This is a genomic window from Streptomyces sp. NPDC058665, assembly GCF_042714995.1.
GTDB lineage: Bacteria > Actinomycetota > Actinomycetes > Streptomycetales > Streptomycetaceae > Streptomyces.
Genome location: NZ_JBHXRX010000010.1, coordinates 29,606 through 48,276, shown reverse-complemented (window position 1 = coordinate 48,276; position 18,671 = coordinate 29,606). Strand labels below are relative to the sequence as shown.

Genomic DNA, 18,671 nt, shown 5'->3' with positions numbered 1-18,671 from the left:
TGCCCCGAACGACGACAACGGCGCTACTGAGACACGCCCTTGCGCCCCGAGCGCAGTGCCGCGTCCACGGTCCCCCGTAAGCCGCTCAGCGGGATGCTCGCAACCCCGTACCCGTAACGGCTGCCCCGCGGATAGACGTCCCGCCCGCCGACGTCCGTCGTGTCGTTCGTCATCTGCCGCACAGCCCAGCCGGGCAGCAGCCGGCCATCGAAGAGCCCCTCCCAGAAGGCGTTGAGGTCACTCTGGGTGGACACCAGGCCGCCGGAGGGCCCGGACAGGCCGTGCGGGGTCGGCTCGCCGCGTGCCGGCCAGTACGTGTCCTTGAGGCCGAGGGGGCCCAGCACGGTCCGTTCGATGTGGTCGCGGTGGTTCTCGCCCGACGTGTTGTCGATGAGGAGGCCCAGGACCAGATAGTTGGTGTTGGAGTACGCCCAGTCGGCGCCCGGTTCGAAGTCCTGGTCCGCGGCCAGCGCGAGCGCGAGGCGGTCCTCGTCCGTGTACGGGCCGCCGCTCCAGTCGATCAGGCCGGTGTACTCGGGCAGTCCGCTCCGCTGCTTCAGCAACTCCCGTACGGTGACGGGGTTTTCCCCCAGCTGCGGGACATAGCGCCGGGCGGGCGAGTCGAGCCGTACCTTGCCGTCGGCCACGAGCCCCATCACCGCGGCCGCGGTGAACGCCTTGGTGTCGCCGGCCAGTCGGAAGCGCGCGTCGGTGTCGACAGCCGGCCGCCCTGTCCCGGCCTGTGCCGTCCCCGCCGTGTACGTCCGGCCGTTGACATACGCGAGGGCGCCCGGCGCCCCGTCCCGCTCAACCAGCACGTCGAGTTGGTGCTGTACGCCGCCGGTCCTCGCCTCCCGCGCGGTGGCGGCGGGGGCGGCCGTGGCGAGGAGCGCTGGCGCCAGCAGCGCGGCGACCACCACACGGCGGCCGTGCCTGCCCGCGCCGGTGATGCCCGTACCGGCACCGGTCCGCGGCCAGGTCAGGGTCGCGGTCTTGGTCCCGTTGTCGGTCCTGTTGTCGGTCCTGGTCTCGGTCTCCGTGGCTGCGGCGGTCATCTCGCGGCTCATGGTGAATCCCTCCTTGTACGTGGCCCCCCGGCAACGTCCCGGCCGATGAGACGAGCTTGATCCCTCGGGGCCGTGAGATCAGGGGGGCTGGACGCCACATCGGGGGGTGTAGCCACCTCCACCGTGCCGTTGCGGCTGTCCGCAGGGTCTGCCGTCATGACGCCCCGTCATCTCCCGTGACCGCGGCATTTGTTCAGTGTGCGAACGCAATCCCAGGTGGGTGTCGGTAGCCGCGATTCCTCCACCGGACCGCCCCTCGCGGCCCCCTGACACGACGACGGTCCACGGCAATTTGGATGGACCCTTGACAAATTATGGTCCCGTTGCCAGCATGCGAAACTCTCGCGGGTTTCCCGCGAATGTTCGGTGCCGCATCACATGCCCCTGCACGGATCAGTACGGCTGCTTTCCGGGTGACGGGACATCACCCGGACGGCAGGTTCCTCCCTGAGTGAGACACGGTGGCGCGCTCGCCCGCGCTTCCGCCTGCCTCACCCCCCCATGATCAGGTAAGGAAGGAAGCTCGATGTCAGGACTCTCAGGACGGCCGCGCCCGAGACAGAAGTGGCTGAGGTGGCTCGCGGTACTGGGTCTGGTGGTGGGTGGCGGCGCGATCAGCGTCCCCACCGCCGCCGCCCACCCGGGCCACCCCGGCCACGAGGCAGCACCCGCAGCACCCGCCGCCATTCCGGCCGGCGACTATCAGCAGGTACAACTCGCGCTCGGTTCTGCCGAGTTGGGCGAGGCGATGTCACTCGCCGTACTGCCCGACCGTGCCGTCGTGCACACGGCGAGGGACGGAACGGTCCGCTACACCGACGCCGCGGGCAACACGAAGTCGGCGGGCAAGCTCGACGTCTACACCCATGACGAGGAAGGCCTCCAGGGGATAGCCGCCGACCCGAACTTCCAGAGCAACCGGTATCTGTATCTGTACTACTCGCCCAAGCTCAGCACCCCTGGCGGGGACGCGCCGGTCACCGGCAACGCCGCGGCGTTCGAGCCGTGGAAGGGCCACCTCAACCTCTCGCGCTTCACGCTCAAGGCCGACAACACACTCGACCTGGCCAGCGAGAAGGTCGTGCTCGAAGTCCCCAACGACCGTGGCCAGTGCTGCCATGTCGGCGGTGACATCGACTTCGACGCGGCCGGGAATCTGTACCTGACGACGGGCGACGACACGAACCCGTTCGAATCGTCGGGCTATTCGCCGATAGACGAACGAAGCGACCGCAACCCGCAGTTCGACGCCCAGCGCTCCTCGGGCAACACCAACGACCTGCGTGGCAAGGTCCTGCGGATCAAGCCGACCGCGGCCGGCGGCTACACCGTGCCCTCCGGCAACCTCTTCGCGCCCGGTACGGCCAGGACCCGTCCCGAGATCTACGCGATGGGCTTCCGCAACCCGTTCCGGATGTCCGTCGACAAGGCCACCGGCATCGTCTACCTCGGCGACTACGGCCCCGACGCCGGTGTCACCAACGCGAGCCGCGGTCCCAGCGGCCAGGTCGAGTTCAACCGCATCACCGCACCGGGCAACTACGGCTGGCCGTACTGCACCGGCACGAACACGGCCAACGAGACGTACAGCGAGTACACCTTCCCCAGCGGCCCCTCCGCCGCCAAGTACAACTGCGCCGCGCCCGCGAACAACTCGTTCCGCAACACCGGCCTGCCGACCCTGCCCGCCGCCAAGTCGAGCTGGATCAAGTACGGCGGCGACGCGGGCAGCCCGCCCGAGTTCGGCGGCGGCTCCGAGTCGCCCATGGGCGGCCCCGTCTACCGCTACGACGCCAACCTCAACTCGAACGTGAAGTTCCCGCAGTCGCTCGACGGCCGCTTCTTCGGCGGTGAGTACGGCCGCAAGTGGATCAAGGCGATCGAGGTCAAGGCCGACGGCACCCCCGGCGTCATCGAGGCCTTCCCGTGGACCGGTACGCAGGTCATGGACCAGGCCTTCGGCCCCGACGGCGCGCTGTACGTCCTCGACTACGGCACCGGCGGCAACAACCAGGCCCTGTACCGCGTCGAGTACGTCGGCGCCGCCAACCGCAACCCGGTCGCCAAGGCAGCGGCCGACAAGGTGTCCGGACCCACCCCGCTGACCGTCGCGTTCTCCTCGGCCGGCAGCTCCGACCCCGAGGGCAAGGCCCTCACGTACTCGTGGAACTTCGGTGACGGCACCACGTCCACGGCCGCCAACCCGAGCCACACGTACACCGCCAACGGCACCTTCCGGCCCACGCTCACGGTGCGCGACCCCGAAGGGCTGACCGGCACCGCGAGTCTGGTCGTCACGGCGGGCAACACCGCGCCGACCGTGACCCTCCAGACCCCCAAGGACGGCCAGCTGTTCTCCTTCGGTGACACCGTGCCCTTCCAGGTCACCGTCAGCGACCCGGAGGACGGGACCATCGACTGCTCCAAGGTCAAGGTCACCTATCTGCTCGGCCACGACGAGCACCGGCACCAGATCACCCAGACCACCGGCTGCTCCGGCAACCTCAGCGTGCCCGCCGACGGTGAGCACGACAGCGCGGCCAATATCTACGGGGTCTTCGACGCCGAGTACACCGACGGCGCCGGGCTGACCACGCACAGCGCCCGTATCCTCCAGCCCCGGCACCGGCAGGCGGAGCACTTCGGCGCCCAGTCCGGCATCGAGATCGCGGCCCACGGCAACGCCGAGGGCGGCAGCACCGTCGGCTTCACCGACAACAACGACTGGGTCTCCTTCAAGCCGTACAACGTGGCCAACGCCAACAGGTTCACCGCCCGGGTCGCCTCCGGCGGCGTCGGCGGCACCCTGGAGGTACGGGCCGGGTCCGCGACCGGCACGCTGCTCGGCTCGGTGGCCGTGGCACCCACCGGCGGCTGGGAGAACTTCGTCGACGTGTCGGGGAACATCGCCAACGCCCCGGCCGCGACAACGGAGTTGTTCCTCGTCTTCAAGGGCGTGACCGGCCAGGGCAATCTCTTCGACGTCGACGCCTTCACCTTCGCCACCGGCACCGGCGGCTCCAGCCAGACCGTCGAGGGCGAGTCGTACAGCTCGGGGCAGGGCGTCCAGGTGGCCGACCACGCCCCGGCGAGCGGCGGCAAGACGCTCGGGCACATCGAGAACGGTGACTGGGCGGGGTACGCCTCCGTCCCGACGGCCGGGACCAAGACCTTCTCCGCGAAGATCTCCTCGGCAGGCGCCGGCGGCACCGTCACCATCCGGTCGGGTTCGGCAACCGGCGCCGTCCTCGGCAGCGTCGCCGTCCCCAACACCGGCGGCTGGGAGACGTTCCGAGACGTCTCCACCGCGCTGACCGGCACTGGATCGTCCGGGGCGCTCTTCCTCACCTTCAGCGGTGGGGCGGGCTCGCTCTTCGACATCGACACCCTCACACTCACCAAGTGACGCGAGTCAAGGAGACAGTGATGCTCCGTCAGCTCCGCACCCTGCCGAAGACCGCGGCCGCGGCCTTCGCCCTCACTCTCGGCCTCGCCGCGTCACTTCTGGCACCGGCCACCGCGGCCCAGGCCGCCGACCCCGCTTACCGGGTCCTCGTCTTCTCCAAGACGGCGGGCTTCCGGCACGACTCCATCCCGGTCGGTACACAGACCATCCGCGACCTCGGCGCGGCCAACAACTTCACCGTCACCGCCACCGAGGACAGCAACGCCTTCACCGCGTCGAACCTGGCCAACTTCAAGGCCGTCGTCTTCCTCTCCACCACCGGTGACGTGCTGAACACCAGCCAGCAGTCGGCGCTCCAGGGGTATGTGGACGGTGGCGGCGGCTACTTCGGCATCCACGCGGCGGCCGACACCGAGTACGAGTGGCCGCAGTACCAGCAGCTCGTCGGCGCCTGGTTCAAGAGCCACCCGGCGATCCAGCGGGCCACGGTGAAGAACGAGGACCGGTCGCACGCGGCCACCTCGCACCTGGGCCAGACCTGGTCACGTACCGACGAGTGGTACAACTACCGCACCAATCCCCGCCCGCAGGTCCGGGTCCTCCAGAGCCTGGACGAATCCACCTACAGCGGCGGGGAGATGAGCGGCGACCACCCGATCACCTGGTGCCACCCGCAGGGCGACGGCCGGTCCTTCTACACGGGGCTCGGCCACACCCAGGAGTCGTACGCCGACCCCGCGTTCCGGTCGCTGCTGCTCGGCGGCATCCGGTACGCGGCGGGCTTCGCCAAGGCCGACTGCCGCGCGGAGACCGGCTACACCCCGCTCTACAACGGCTCGACCACCGGCTGGTCCCAGGCCGGACCCGGCAGCTTCACCAACACCGACGCCACGCTGAACTCGCAGGGTGGCATGGGTCTGTACTGGTACCGGGTGAAGGAGTACGCCTCGTACTCCCTCAAGCTGGACTGGCGCATGGCCGGGGACGACAACTCCGGTGTGTTCGTGGGCTTCCCGGCCTCGGACGACGTCAACACCTCGGTGAACCAGGGCTACGAGATCCAGATCGACTCCACCGACGCGGCCGACCGGACCACCGGGTCCGTCTACGGCTTCAAGGCGGCGGACATCGCGGCCCGGGACAACGCCCTGAATCCGCCGGGGAGTTGGAACACGTACGAGATCCGGGTGGAGGGGGAGCGGCTTCAGGTCTTCCTCAACGGCGTACGGATCAACGACTTCACCAACACCGACCCGGTGCGCTCGCTCCAGCAGGGGCACATCGGGATCCAGAACCACGGCACCGGTGACGACGTGTCCTTCCGCAACATCAGGATCAAGGAACTGGGCGGCACCAACCCGCCCCAGACCACCACCTACGAAGGGGAGTCCTACACCTCCAGCCAGGGCGTCCAGCCCGCCGACCACGCTCCGGCGAGCGGCGGCAGGACGCTCGGCCACATCGAGAACGGCGACTGGGCGGGCTACTCCCAGGCGTCGCTCACCGGGGCGAAGACCTTCGCGGCGAGGGTCTCGTCGGCCGGCGCGGGAGGCACCGTCCAGATCCGCTCGGGCTCGGCGAACGGACCGGTCGCCGGCTCGGTCGCGGTGCCGAACACCGGTGGCTGGGAGACGTTCCGAGATGTGTCCACCACCCTGACGGGCACCCCGACCGGCCCGCTGTTCCTCACCTTCACCGGTGGCGGCGGCGCCCTGTTCGACATCGACACCTTCACGATCGGCCGATAGCCGACCGGTAGGCGCCGCCGTACCCATGGCGCCGCCGAGTTGGCCCCGGGGGATTCATCCCTCGGGGCCAACTCATTGTCAGGCGACATCGATCAGACCGGGCGGTGGCGGCGGTGGACCCTCGCCTCCCAGGGCGCGAGCGTCACCGTCGTGCCCAGCGGCTCGGGGTCCGGGACATTGCCGATCAGCAGGTCGGCATCGCGCCAGCCGTCGTCCGGCAGGGTGGCCTCGGCCGTGTCGCCGGTGAAGTTGCCGAGGACCAGCAGCTCGGTCGCGGTACCGTCCGCCCCCACCAGCCGCCGGGTGTACGCGTACACCCGCGGATCGTCAGGCAGCAGCATCGTGAAGTCACCGTGCGCCACCACCGGTTCGGAGTGCCTCAGTGCGATCAGTCTGCGGTAGTGGTGGAAGACGGACGACGGATCGGCGTACACCGCTTCCGCGTTGACCTCGGTGTGATTCGGGTTGACCGGGATCCACGGGGTGCCGGTGGTGAATCCGGCGTGCGGGGAGGCGTCCCACTGCATCGGCGTACGGGCGTTGTCACGCCCCATCGCCCGCAGCCCCGCCAGCACACGCACCGGGTCGGTGCCCGCGTCGACCGCCTCCGCGTAGTGGTTGAGCGACTCGATGTCGCGGAAGTCGGCGATGGAGGTGAACGGGGCGTTGGTCATGCCCAGTTCCTCGCCCTGGTAGATGTACGGGGTGCCCCGGTGCAGATGCAGGACGGTGGCCAGCATCGTCGCGGACCTGACCCGGTGGCCTGGCCCGTCGTCGCCGAAGCGGGAGACGACGCGCGGCTGGTCGTGGTTGTTCCAGTAGAGGCTGTTCCAGCCGGTCCCGCTGAGGCCGTCCTGCCAGCGGCCGAGGGACGCCTTGAGGTCGAGCAGGTTCAGCGGCCGTACATCGAACTTGCCGTCGCCGTGGTCGAGTCCGACATGCTCGAACTGGAAGACCATGTCCACCTCGGCGCGCGCCGGATCGGTGAAGAGCCTCGCCTCGTCTACGGTCACGCCGGGCATCTCGCCCACGGTGAGCAGCCGTTCGGGGCGCCCGGCGAAGACCTCGCGGTGCATCTCCTGGAGGAACTCATGGATCCGGGGCCCCGCGCCGTGCTGCGTGCGGTCGGCGAGCGCCGGGTCCTTCGAGATGAGGTTGATGACATCCATCCGGAAGCCGTCCACGCCCCGGTCGAGCCACCAGTTCATCATCCGGTGGACGGCCGCGCGGACCTCGGGATTCTCCCAGTTGAGGTCGGGCTGTTTGCGGGAGAAGAGATGCAGGTAGTAGGCGTCACCCGGCTCGTCGTAATCCCAGGCCGAACCGGAGAAGAACGAGCGCCAGTTGTTGGGCTCGGCGCCCGGAGTGCCGGGGGCCGAGCCCTCCCGGGCCGGCCGCCACCAGTACCAGTCGCGCTTGGGGCTGTCCGGTCCGCGCCGGGACTCGGTGAACCACGGGTGCTCGTCGGAGGTGTGGTTGACGACGAGGTCCATGACCAGCTTCATGGAGCGCGCGTGGACGGCGGCGAGCAGATCGTCGAAGTCCGCCAGTGTGCCGAAGGACGGATCGATGTCCTGGTAGTCGCTGATGTCGTAGCCGTTGTCGTCCTGCGGCGACCGATACACCGGCGACAACCACAGGACGTCCACGCCGAGTTCGGCGAGATGGTCCAGCCGGGAGATGATGCCGCGCAGGTCCCCCACGCCGTCGCCGTCGGAGTCGGCGAAGCTGCGCGGATATATCTGGTAGACGACCGCGGACTTCCACCAGGGCCCGGGGGAGGGGGAGTCGGTGCTCATGTGCCTGAACCTCACTTGCCTTTTCACGTCGGTCGCGGTCAGAGTCCGCGTGCCTCCACGAGCACGAGACGTTCCGGGAAGAGCGTCGGTGCCCGCACCCCGGCGACGGCCAGCGTCCGCCCGGTCAGCTCCACCCCGTCGGCCTGCCCCCACCAGAGCGGGTCGGGCCGGCGCGGTCCCTCGGCGCGGTCGCCGGGCCGGTACGGCCGTACCCGGTAGCGCGCGTCCGCGTCGAGACCCGGCAGTCTGACCTGGCCGGCCGGAGACATCACACTGGTCGCCGTCTGGACCAGGGCATACAGCGCGCGCGAGCGGTCGGGCGACACCACTCCGTGCACCCAGAGCGCCGGATCGGGATGGTCGCCGTGGACGACCGTGCCGGTGTGCAGCAGCGGCCGGAGCTCCTTGTACGCGGCGACCCACTCGGCGAGCCGGGCGCGCTCGGCGGGGTCGGCGGCGGTGAGATCCCACTCGACCCCGAAGTGACCGAAGAGGGCGGTCCCGGCCCGGAAGTCGAGCGTATGGGCCCGGCCGGTGGTGTGCGCGACGGGCGAGCCGACATGGGCGCCGAGGAGTTCGGGCGGCAGCAACAGCCCCGTCCAGCGCTGGATCTGCTGCCGTTCGAGTGCGTCGATGCAGTCGCTGGTCCAGACGCGGTCGGTGCGCTCCAGGATGCCGAGGTCGATCCTGCCGCCACCGGAGGAACAGGACTCGATCTCCAACTCCGGGTGCCGGGCCCGCAGTTCGTCCAGGAGCCGGTACGTGGCGTAGGTCTGTGCGTGAACCCCGGCGGCGCCCGTCGGACTGTGTCCGGCTTCCACGAGATCCCGGTTGTGATCCCATTTGAGGTAGTCGATGTCGTACTCGGTGACCAGCGCGTCAAGGCGTTCCAGCAGATAGTCGTATGCCCCGGCGTGGCCGAGGTCGAGCACCTGCTGCTGCCGTGACTCCGGCGGGAGCCGCCCGCCCGTCGCGAGGATCCACTCGGGGTGCGCGCGGGCGAGGTCGGAGTCGGGATTGACCATCTCGGGCTCGACCCACAGCCCGAACTCCAGCCCCAGGGACCGGACATGGTCCACCAGTGGACGCAGCCCTCCGGGCCAGACGCTTTCGTCCACGTACCAGTCGCCGAGCCCGGCGCGGTCGTGCCGACGGCCCTTGAACCATCCGTCGTCCAGGACGAACCGTTCGGCGCCCACCTCGGCGGCGGCGTCCGCCAGTGCCGTGAGCCTGCCGAGGTCCTGCTGGAAGTAGACGGCCTCCCAGGTGTTGAGCGTGACCGGCCGGGGCCGCCTCGGGTGGTACGTCCGGGCGCGCAGCTGCTGGTGGAAGCGCCCGGCCACCTCGTCCAGCCCATGGCCGTACGACCCGATGATCCAGGGACTCGTGTACGACTCGCCCCCCGCCAGCAGGACTTCGCCCGGGAGCAGGGTCTCGCCGCCGCCGAGCAGGGACACCCCGGCGGGGGTGCGTTCGGCCAGGGTGCGGTGGTTGCCGCTCCACGCCACATGCAGACCCCAGACCTGACCCGTACGGAATCCGAAGCCGCGCTCGCCCGCGAGATGCAGCAGCGTCGCGTCCGTGCCCGTGCGGCCCCGCCGGTTCTCGCGGAGATGCGTGCCGAGCGTGAACTCGTGCCGTTGCGGGCTGCGTTCGCGCACATGCCGGCCGGTGAGGTCGAGGAGTTCGGTGGCGTGGGCGGGCACGGGGAGGGTGAGCAGCAGACCGTCGAGGACGTACGGGCGCTCGCCGGTGTCGCGATTCGTGACGGTGGCACGCTGCCGTACGAGCCCGGAAGGGGTCAGCTCGATCTCCAGCACGAGACCGAGCCGGGCGTGCTCGTCCACGGCGTCGACGGTGAGGGCGTACGCATCCGGAAGGTCAGGCGTGCGGACGGAACGAATCGAGCGGACCGTGAAGGCGGTGGAGAAGTCGGCCCCGTCGCGGTGCCCGGTGAGGCCCGGCGTACCGAGCCAGCCGGCCGATTGCTCAGGCAGGAGCGAGAGCGGTACGGGCAGATCGAGGGTGTTGGACATCTGCCGGGCGGCGCTCGCCATGGCCAGCTCGGCGAGTCCCGCCGCCGCGATGTCACCGAGATCGTCGCCCCAGTGGAGCACGCGGGGCAGCCGGTCGCCGGTGCAGTCCAGGACCAGGCTCGTACCCGGCGCGCGGAGGTGGAGATGGCCACGGGCGGGACCGGTCTGCATACGACTCCTCGGGTTGTCCGTCGTCCATCGGCCACCGGGCGGCCCGTGCCTGAACTCGTAAGCCTCTTTAGTTTCGGGGTGGAAGTTTTCGTCCGTCAAGAGCCGGGTGCTGTGGGTTCCATGTGGCGGAAACAGATCCCTGGAGGAATGTTTACTTCTGGTGTGGAAGTAAATGGGAGCGCCTGGCAGGATGGGCGCACCACTCGACCGGCGTCGCAACGCCGCGGAAGGCCCCTCCCTTGTACGTGACTCCAGCGCCGTGGACCCCGCTCTCGGGCGCCACTCACGCCGTCGCCCTGGAAGTGCTGCTGCGCGGCCCGCTGTCCCGCAGCGAACTCGCCCGCCGGCTCGACCTGTCCGCGGGCAGCCTCACCCGGCTGGCGAAACCGCTCCTGGACAGCGGACTGCTCGTCGAGTCGGGTACCAGCCACGAACCGCGTGCCGGGCGCCCCACCCGGCCGCTCGACATCGTCGCCGACGCGCACCACTTCATCGGCGCCAAGATCACCCACGAGTCCGTGCACGCCGTACTGACCACGCTCCGCGCCGAGGTCGTCGCCTCCGCGCGGGCGGACCTGCCGGGCCGCGACCCGGCCTCGGTCGTCACCGTCCTGCACTCGCTCGCGGCCGAACTCGCCGCCCAACTCCCCCCGGGGACAACGCACATCACCGCCGCTGGTGTCAGCCTGGGCGGCTGTGTGGCCGACCATGCGACGGTCACCCAAGCGCCCTTCCTGGGGTGGGAGGACGATGTACCGCTCGGCGCCCTGCTCTCCGACGCCCTCGGGGTGCCCATCGCCGTCGACAACGACCTGCTCGCGCTCACCCGCGCCGAACACTGGTTCGGCGCCGCACGCGGTCACGACCGATTCGCCGTCCTCACCGTCGGAGCGGGCATCGGTTACGGCCTCGTCGTCCACGACCGCGTCGTGGACAGCCCCGACGCCGGGGTCGGCCTCCTCGGACACTTCCCGCTGGACCCCCTGGGACCGCTCTGTCCGCGCGGGCACCGCGGCTGTGCGACCGCCATGCTCTCGATGGCCTCCCTCCGCGCCGCCGCCTCCGTCGGCCTGCGGCGCGACGTCCCGTACGACGAGTGCCTCGAACTGGCGGCGGCCGGCGACCCGGTGGCCGGGCCACTGGTCATGGCCTCGGGACGGGCCCTCGGGCGCCTGATCGCCGCCGTCGCGAACCTCACCCTCACCACGGAGATCGTCCTGACGGGTGAGGGGGCACGGCTGGCGGAGGTGGCGGCCGATGCGCTGCGCGACGGCCTCGCGTACGACCGGGATCCGCGGGCGGCGGCCGTCTCGCTCGACGTACGGCCCCTGGACTTCGGCCTCTGGGCACGCGGCGCGGCGGTGACCGCCATCCAGGCGTACGTACTGGGGCGTGCGCCACGGAGTTGAGTCTCCCGCCGGGGGAGACACGAGAGTTGCCCCGGAGAGCCTGGCCCCCGCGCTGGACTGGTTCGCGCGTGCCCTGAGCGTTCGCACGCCGGTGTAGACAGACCCGTCACCACTGGTACGGGAGGTACTTGCCGTCGAGCGTGATCACCACGCGGTCACCGGCGGGGTCCGGCACGCGCCGGACGTCCAGCCGGAAGTTGATGGCGCTCATGATGCCGTCGCCGCACTGTTCGTGGATCAGTTCCTTGATCGTCGGACCGTAGACCTGGACGACCTCGTACAGCCGGTAGATCGTCGGATCGACCGGCACCGCCGCGTCCAACGCCCCGCGCGACGGCTGGAGTTGGAAGGCGAGCGCGGCGTCCTCGCCCAGTTCCAGGAGCGCCGCCGCCCTGTTGGCGTCGTCCTTCTCCATCGGATGCTGGCCAAGGAGCGCGGCCGTGGTCCAGGCGAGCGGTTTGCCGACGGTTTCGGCGAGTTGGGCCCAGGTGATCCCCGTCCTCACCTTGGCCTCGCGGACGGCTTCGGCGGCTTCATGCTTGCTCAGCATGTGCGTCTCCCTTCCGGACTGCGGCCCTGGTGGCGCGCGGCCAAAGCATAGGAGAGACGGGACCGGAGGGGTACGGTCCTTCGGGGCGCGACGGTGCGGGCACTCGCGGTCAGCCGCGAGGAGCAATGGGCGGCAGGGAGTCGAGGAATGCACCGAGCGCCGCGTCGAACTCCGCCCGCCGCTCCAGGTTGGGCAGATGCCCGGCTCCCTCGATGACCGCGAGCCTCGCGCCGGGTATCCCCTCGCTCAGCACGCGCGCGTCGGCGACCGGCGTGTACTCGTCCTCGCCGCCGACCACGACGAGCGCCGGCACCGTGACACGCCCCAACATGGCGACGTAGTCCGGCCGTTCGGCCCGCCCGCGCAGAGCCGCCGCGGCTCCCTCGGGCGGCGCGCCCCGCATCATGTCCCGTACGTGCCCGGCCACTTCGGGCAGCGCGTCGACGTTGCGGGGCGCCACCATCTTGGTCAGCACCTCGTCCGCGTACGGCCCCATCCCCTCCCGCAGAAGCCGGTCGGCCATCGCGTTGCGCGCCACCTTGCCCGCCGCCGTCTCGGCGGCGGCGAAGGTGTCGGCCAGCACCAGGGCCCGGACCCGCTCCGGGAAGAGCCGGTAGAACTCCAGGACGATCTGGCCGCCCATGGAAAGGCCGCCCAGCACGGGACGGTCCACGCCCAGCCGGTCGAGGAGTGCGGCGATGTCCCACGCGAAGGTGGTGAGTGTCGTCGTGCCGGGCATGACGGTGCTTCCGCCGTAGCCGCGCAGATCGGCGGCGATCACCCGCCGCCGGGGGCCGGCGAAAGTCTCGATCTGGGGCCGCCACATGGAGCGGTCGAACGGATGCCCGTGTACGAGGACCAGGACATCGGCGCCACCCTCATCCCCGTCCCCACCCGCGTCGTCGTACGCGAGGGTGATGTCGTGAAGCGTCGTGGTGCTCATGTCCGTGTCCTTCGCTCGGCGCCGGCCCGTGAGGCGTCCGGCTTGCGTCTCGATGCTAAGTGGTGCAATATCTCGATGCAATGATGAGATTGATCTCGGTGCAATCTTCGGACAGTAATCCGTCATCCGTCATCCGTCATCCGCACTCCGGGGAGGGGCCGTCATGGAGGACTACCGCCTGATCGCCGACCAACTGGCCGCCGACATCCGGGCCGGGCGTCTGCGCCCGGGGGAGCGGCTGCCCCCGCAGCGGCCGTTCGCCCGGAGCCGTAAGATCGCCAACTCCACGGCGGCCAGGGTCTACGGCGAGCTGATCCGGCGCGGACTGGCCGTCGGGGAAGTGGGCCGCGGGACCTTCGTGCGCGCCGCGCCGCCCGGTCCGCAGCCGACGCTCACGGAGCCCAGCGAGGCCAGGGTCGACCTGGAGGTCAACTTCCCCGTACTGCCCGAGCAGGCCGAACTCCTCGCCGCCGGTATGGCACGCATACAGCGCCCCGACGTACTCGCGGCAAGCCTTCGCCCACTCGGCGGCTCCGGATCCGCCGCCGCCCGCGAGGCCGCCGCGCCGCTCCTGGCACGCGCCGGCTGGACACCCGACCCGGAGCGGATCCTCTTCGCGGGCAACGGCCGCCAGGCGATCGCGGCTGCCCTCGCTGCCTGCGTCCCGGCCGGGGAACGGCTGGGCGTGGAGGAGTTCACCTATCCCGTCGTCAAGGGCATCGCCGCCCGCCTCGGGATCACCCTCGTCCCGCTCGCCATGGACGAGGGCGGACTCCTGCCGGAGGCATTGGCCGCCGCGCCGCCGCTACGGGCCGTCTATCTTCAGCCCACGCTGCACAACCCGCTCGGCATGACGGCGACGCCCGACCGCAGGGCTCAACTCGTCGAAACGATGCGGGCGTTGGATGTGTACGTCATCGAGGACGCGATCTACGGATTCCTCCGCGACGACGTCTCCCCGCTCGCCGCCCTCGCCCCCGAACGCACCATCGTGCTCGACAGCATGTCCAAGCGGCTCGCGCCCGGTCTGACGCTCGGTTACGCCGTGGCACCCCCCGGCTTCGAGCAGCGCCTGGCCTCGGCCCTGCGGTCGGGAGCCTGGTCGGCGGGCCGGTTCGCCCTCGACGCCGCGACGCAGTGGACGACCGACGGCACGGCCGCCGCGATCGGCCGCGCCAAGCGTGCCGATGCCGTGGAGCGCCAGCGGATCAGGGCCGAGAGCCTGGCGGGCTTCACCGTCCACGCCGACTCCCGTGCCTACCACTGCTGGTGGGAGCTGCCCGACCACTGGCGCGCCGAGACGTTCGTGGCCGCCGCGGGCCGTCACGGCATCGCCATCGCGCCCGGCGCCGCGTTCACCGTCGGCACCGGACGCGCCCCGAACGCCGTGCGGCTGGCCCTGGGCACCCCCTCCCACCGCACGCTCACCGACGCCCTGGACCTCCTCGCCACGCTCGCGCGCGGCACACCGGAGGACGCCGCGCCCGAATGACCGCGCGCCGCGACGCGACGACCGGCGAGAAGCGGGGAAAGGAGAGAACTGTCAGGCCGTCAGGCGGGCCGGCAGCCAGCCCAGTTGGGCCTCCTCCTGATACTGCTCGCCGCCCTCGTGGTCGTTGAACTCGTACACCTCTATGGTCCGGTCCTCGTGCGGATAGGCGTTGAACGCCGCGAACACCGTCGACGGCGGGCAGGTCTGATCCTCCAGGGCCGCCGAGAACATCGCGGGCGCCCGGCCGCGCGCCGCGAAGTGGACCCCGTCGAAGTAGCTGAGCGTCCGCCGGACCAACTCGCCCCGGCGGCGGTAGGTGTTGAGGTACTTGCCCACCTCCCGGTACGGGTGCCTGTCGGTGAGTGTCGTCGCACGGGGGAAGTCGCAGAGGAACGGCACATCGGGCGCGATCGCCACCAGGTCCGGCACCAGGCCGGACACCGCCAGCGTGATCCCGCCGCCCTGGCTGCGGCCGATCGCGGCCGTGCGGGAGGCGTCGGCGAGCGGATGGGAGCGCGCGGCCTCCACCGCGCGGACCGCGTCGGTGAAGACCCGGCGGTAGTAGTACTCGTGCGGGTCCTCGATGCCCCGGGTCATAAAGCCGGGGAACGCGGACGCGCTGCCCACCGGGTCCGGGGTGTCGCTGCCGCCCCAGCCGGCGCCCTGGCCCCGGGTGTCCATCACGAAGTACGCGAAGCCTGCCGATGGCCAGAGCAGCCGCGCGTGCGGCAGCCCGCGCCCGCCGCCGTAGCCGACGAACTCGACCACCAGGGGCAGTGGTTCACGGGTCCCCGCAGGCAGGACGAACCAGCCCTTGACCGGGTGGCCGCCGAAGCCGGCGAAGGTCGCGTCGTACACATCGACGGTCGACAGACCCGTCTCGACGGGCTTGAAGACCGGGTCCAGATCGTGGGTGCGGGCCTCGGCGAGAGTCGTCGCCCAGAAGTCGTCGAAGTCGGCCGGTTCCACGGAGCGGCTCCGGTAGCTCCGTAGCTCGTCGAGGGGCAGATCGAACAGGGCCATGTGCGGTATCACCTCGGGTTTCGCGGGCGGACGAGCACACCGTACGTCCCGCGTGCCCGTCGCAGAAGTGCCCCGGGAGAGACGAGGCGGGACCGCCCAGGACTCGCAGGGGTGTGCGAAAGAAGTTTTGGCGATCTCTTGACCGGTGCCGCCCCGGGGGTCCACAGTACTCGTCAATGCGCATTACTAATACGCATTAACGATCCGGAGGAACACGGTGGAGGAACCCAGGAAGCGGGCCCGGCCGGGCCGGACCCCCGCACCCACGGGCCGTACGGCGCGCCCCCGCCAGGCCGAGGTCGCCAGGCTCGCCGGGGTCTCACAGGCCACGGTCTCGCTGGTGCTCGGGGCCCGGAAGCAGGGCGCGACGATCTCCGAGGAGACCCGGCGCAAGGTGCTCGACGCCGTACGGATCCTCGGCTACGTCCCCGACCCGGCGGCCAGCCGGCTCGCCGCCGCCAGGAACAATCTGCTCGGGGTCTTCAGCTTCACGTCCACCTTCCCGACCGACGTGCAGCACTCGTACTACCCGTTCCTTGTCGGCGTCGAGCAGGAGGCCGCCGCACGCGGCTACGACCTGGTGCTCTTCACCGGCTCCAGCACCGGCGGCGCGGGGGCCGCCGGACCGCAGGCGCTCAACCGGGTACGGCTCGCCGACGGCTGTCTCTTCCTCGGCCGCCACGCGCCGGCCGACGAGCTGCTGCGCCTGGTCGACGACGGCTTCCCCGTCGTCCACCTCGGCCGCAGGGACGAGCTGGAGGGTCTGGCGTGGGTCGGCGCCGACTACGTCAGCGCCAGCAAGGAGGTCGTCACGCATCTCGCCGGGCTCGGCCACCGGCGGATCGTGCTGGTACGGGAGGACGACGAGGCCGCCGCGTCCACCGACCGTGAGCACGGCTTCCTCAAGGGTCTTGAGGAGGCCGGGCTGCCCGGCGGCCCGGCCGCGGTATTCCGCTCGGCCGACCCGGAGCACGACCTCACCGCCGAACGGCTGCGCGGCTGGCTCGACGACGGCGTCACCGCGTTCGTCGCCGAGGAGACCGACACCGGGGACGCCTGGCGCGCGCTGCACGGCGCCGCGCACTTCGTGGGCATCGACTGCCCGCGCGACGCGTCGCTCGCGCTGCTCGGCAGCCCGCCGCCGGACCTGTCCGACGGGCCGACGCCCACCGGATTCGACATCCCCCGGCCGCAGTTGGGCGCCGCCGCCGTGCGGATGCTCGCCGCGCTGGTGGCCGGGGAGCAGGCCACGGAACCGCTGGTGGCCTGTGCCTTCCGGCCCGGTACGACGGCGGGTCCGCCACCCGCCCATCTCTGAACCCGACCGACGCCCGGCGCGCCGAACCCCCCGCACACCAAGCACCAAGCACCACAAGGCACTTCAAGGAGATCCGTGATATCCGCACCCGACATCCTCATCGTGGGCTCCGGGCTCGGCGGCGTGGCCGCCGCCCTCGCCGCCTGCCGTGCCGGACGCACCGTCGTCCTCACCGAGGAGACGGACTGGATCGGCGGCCAGCTCACCTCCCAGGCCGTCCCGCCGGACGAGCACCCGTGGGTCGAGCAGTTCGGCACCACCGCCTCGTACCGCAGACTGCGCGAGTCCATCAGGGATTACTACCGCCAGTGGTACCCGCTGCGCTCCGAGGCGCTGGCGCTCACCGATCTCAACCCCGGCGCCGGCCGGGTCAGCAAGCTCTGCCACGAGCCGCGCGTCGCCCTCGCCGTCCTTGAGGCCATGCTCGCGCCGCACCGCTCGTCGGGCCGGCTCACCCTGCTGACCGAACACCGCCCCGTCGCCGCCGACGCGGGCGACGACGACACCGTACGGTCGGTCACGCTCACCGACCTGCGGGACGGCAGCCGCCGTACGATCAGTGCCCGTTACGTCATCGACGCGACCGAGACCGGCGAACTCCTAGAACTGGCCGGTGTGGAGCACGCGATCGGCGCCGAGGCGCGGAGCGAGTTCGAGGAGCCGCACGCCCCCGAGGAGGCCCAGCCCCTCAACCAGCAGGGCATCACCGTGTGTTTCGCGCTCTCCCACCACGAGGGCGAGGACCACACCATCGAGCGCCCGGCCGACTACGACTTCTGGCGCACGTACCAGCCGGACTTCTGGCCCGGACCGCTGCTCGGCTTCCTCGCGCCCGACCCCCGCACGCTGGAGGCCGTACCGCGCACCTTCGTGCCCAACCCGGACCTCGACCCGCTCGACGTCACCGCCGACCAGTCGGCCGACGCCGGCGACAAGGAACTGTTCGGCTTCCGCCGGATCCTCGCCCGCAAGCTGCACCGGCCCGGCGCGTTCGACTCCGACATCACGCTCGTCAACTGGCCCCTGAACGACTACTGGCTGAAGCCCCTGATCGGCGCCGGCGAGGAGACGTCGGCCGCCGCGCTCGCCGAGGCGCGCCAGCTGTCGCTGTCGGTCCTGTACTGGCTCCAGACCGAGGCGCCGCGCGCCGACGGCGGCACGGGATTCCCCGGCCTGCGCCCGCGTCCCGACATCACCGGCACGCCCGACGGGCTCGCCAAGGCGCCGTACGTACGCGAGTCGCGCCGTATCAAGGCCGTCACCACCGTCACCGAGCACGACGTCGCGATCGACATCGTCGGCCCCCACGGCGGCACCCGCTACCGGGACTCCGTCGGCGTCGGCAACTACCGCATCGACCTGCACCCCTCGACCGGCGGCGACAACTACATCGACATCGGCTCCGTGCCGTTCGAGATCCCCCTCGGCGCGCTCGTACCGCGCCGGGTCCGCAATCTGCTGCCCGCCGGAAAGAACATCGGCACCACCCACATCACCAACGGCTGCTACCGGCTCCACCCGGTGGAATGGAACATCGGCGAGGTCGCGGGCGCGCTGGCCGCACACTGCGTCGCCGAGGGCGTCGAACCGCACCAGGTCCAGGTCGAGGACAAGCGGTTCGACCGATTCGCCCGGCTGCTCGACCGCGAGGGAGTTCAGCGCCACTGGCCCGACGTACGCGGCTACTGACGACACCCGGCGACACGGGG

General features: G+C 70.9%; 12 protein-coding genes. 6 read left to right on the top strand and 6 right to left on the bottom strand.

Annotated elements, in window-relative coordinates; genetic code table 11:
- Positions 1-23: 23 nt before the first annotated feature.
- On the bottom strand, positions 24-1,067 hold the full coding sequence (locus ACFWV8_RS08680; RefSeq protein WP_384199015.1) for a serine hydrolase domain-containing protein: 1,044 nt from the start codon (positions 1,065-1,067) through the stop codon (positions 24-26).
- A 526-nt stretch (positions 1,068-1,593) separates the two neighbouring features.
- Here ACFWV8_RS08680 and ACFWV8_RS08675 point away from each other — a divergent pair.
- Together ACFWV8_RS08675 and ACFWV8_RS08670 are read left to right on the top strand one after the other, a co-directional pair.
- Positions 1,594-4,473: a carbohydrate-binding protein gene (locus ACFWV8_RS08675; protein WP_384199014.1), complete on the top strand. Its 2,880-nt coding sequence runs from the start codon at positions 1,594-1,596 to the stop codon at positions 4,471-4,473.
- 20 nt (positions 4,474-4,493) lie between these two features.
- Positions 4,494-6,221 carry a ThuA domain-containing protein gene (locus tag ACFWV8_RS08670; RefSeq protein WP_384199013.1) on the top strand — a complete coding sequence of 576 codons (1,728 nt, stop codon included), beginning with the start codon at positions 4,494-4,496 and terminating at the stop codon, positions 6,219-6,221.
- A 92-nt stretch (positions 6,222-6,313) separates the two neighbouring features.
- On the opposite strand, the gene ACFWV8_RS08665 is transcribed toward ACFWV8_RS08670, so the two are convergent.
- Together ACFWV8_RS08665 and ACFWV8_RS08660 are read right to left on the bottom strand one after the other, a co-directional pair.
- Positions 6,314-8,020: an alpha-glucosidase gene (locus tag ACFWV8_RS08665; protein ID WP_384199012.1), complete on the bottom strand. Its 1,707-nt coding sequence runs from the start codon at positions 8,018-8,020 to the stop codon at positions 6,314-6,316.
- Positions 8,021-8,058: 38 nt separating this feature from the next.
- Complete coding sequence (locus ACFWV8_RS08660) at positions 8,059-10,227, bottom strand: alpha-galactosidase (protein WP_384199011.1); 2,169 nt, start codon at positions 10,225-10,227, stop codon at positions 8,059-8,061.
- 245 nt (positions 10,228-10,472) lie between these two features.
- On the opposite strand from ACFWV8_RS08660, the gene ACFWV8_RS08655 reads away from it, so the two are divergent.
- A complete protein-coding gene (locus tag ACFWV8_RS08655; RefSeq protein ID WP_384199010.1) occupies positions 10,473-11,636 on the top strand; it encodes an ROK family protein in 1,164 nt (387 codons plus the stop codon).
- Positions 11,637-11,742: 106 nt separating this feature from the next.
- Here the strand turns inward: ACFWV8_RS08655 and cynS are convergent, their stop codons facing one another.
- Both cynS and ACFWV8_RS08645 read right to left on the bottom strand, forming a co-directional pair.
- The gene (gene cynS / locus ACFWV8_RS08650) at positions 11,743-12,186 is read right to left on the bottom strand and encodes a cyanase (protein WP_384199009.1); all 444 of its coding nucleotides are present in this window, start codon (positions 12,184-12,186) and stop codon (positions 11,743-11,745) included.
- Positions 12,187-12,295: 109 nt separating this feature from the next.
- Positions 12,296-13,129: an alpha/beta fold hydrolase gene (locus ACFWV8_RS08645; RefSeq protein ID WP_384199008.1), complete on the bottom strand. Its 834-nt coding sequence runs from the start codon at positions 13,127-13,129 to the stop codon at positions 12,296-12,298.
- A gap of 163 nt (positions 13,130-13,292) precedes the next feature.
- On the opposite strand from ACFWV8_RS08645, the gene ACFWV8_RS08640 reads away from it, so the two are divergent.
- Positions 13,293-14,621 carry a PLP-dependent aminotransferase family protein gene (locus ACFWV8_RS08640; RefSeq protein WP_384199007.1) on the top strand — a complete coding sequence of 443 codons (1,329 nt, stop codon included), beginning with the start codon at positions 13,293-13,295 and terminating at the stop codon, positions 14,619-14,621.
- 51 nt (positions 14,622-14,672) lie between these two features.
- Here ACFWV8_RS08640 and ACFWV8_RS08635 read toward each other — a convergent pair whose 3' ends face one another.
- A complete protein-coding gene (locus ACFWV8_RS08635) occupies positions 14,673-15,644 on the bottom strand; it encodes an acetylxylan esterase (RefSeq protein WP_384199006.1) in 972 nt (323 codons plus the stop codon).
- Positions 15,645-15,861: 217 nt separating this feature from the next.
- Between ACFWV8_RS08635 and ACFWV8_RS08630 the strand changes: the two genes are divergently transcribed.
- Together ACFWV8_RS08630 and ACFWV8_RS08625 are read left to right on the top strand one after the other, a co-directional pair.
- Complete coding sequence (locus tag ACFWV8_RS08630) at positions 15,862-16,962, top strand: LacI family DNA-binding transcriptional regulator (RefSeq protein WP_384199005.1); 1,101 nt, start codon at positions 15,862-15,864, stop codon at positions 16,960-16,962.
- Positions 16,963-17,037: 75 nt separating this feature from the next.
- Positions 17,038-18,651: an FAD-dependent oxidoreductase gene (locus ACFWV8_RS08625; protein WP_384199004.1), complete on the top strand. Its 1,614-nt coding sequence runs from the start codon at positions 17,038-17,040 to the stop codon at positions 18,649-18,651.
- The last annotated feature ends 20 nt before the right edge of the window (positions 18,652-18,671 follow it).

What these genes read in the sequence shown, in the direction of transcription:
- ACFWV8_RS08675 (WP_384199014.1), top strand. Translation starts at nt 1,594, where the DNA reads ATGTCAGGACTCTCAGGACGGCCGCGCCCGAGACAGAAGTGGCTGAGG.
- ACFWV8_RS08635 (WP_384199006.1), bottom strand. Translation starts at nt 15,644, where the DNA reads ATGGCCCTGTTCGATCTGCCCCTCGACGAGCTACGGAGCTACCGGAGC.
- cynS (WP_384199009.1), bottom strand. Translation starts at nt 12,186, where the DNA reads ATGCTGAGCAAGCATGAAGCCGCCGAAGCCGTCCGCGAGGCCAAGGTG.
- ACFWV8_RS08645 (WP_384199008.1), bottom strand. Translation starts at nt 13,129, where the DNA reads ATGAGCACCACGACGCTTCACGACATCACCCTCGCGTACGACGACGCG.
- ACFWV8_RS08660 (WP_384199011.1), bottom strand. Translation starts at nt 10,227, where the DNA reads ATGCAGACCGGTCCCGCCCGTGGCCATCTCCACCTCCGCGCGCCGGGT.
- ACFWV8_RS08640 (WP_384199007.1), top strand. Translation starts at nt 13,293, where the DNA reads ATGGAGGACTACCGCCTGATCGCCGACCAACTGGCCGCCGACATCCGG.
- ACFWV8_RS08670 (WP_384199013.1), top strand. Translation starts at nt 4,494, where the DNA reads ATGCTCCGTCAGCTCCGCACCCTGCCGAAGACCGCGGCCGCGGCCTTC.
- ACFWV8_RS08665 (WP_384199012.1), bottom strand. Translation starts at nt 8,020, where the DNA reads ATGAGCACCGACTCCCCCTCCCCCGGGCCCTGGTGGAAGTCCGCGGTC.
- ACFWV8_RS08680 (WP_384199015.1), bottom strand. Translation starts at nt 1,067, where the DNA reads ATGAGCCGCGAGATGACCGCCGCAGCCACGGAGACCGAGACCAGGACC.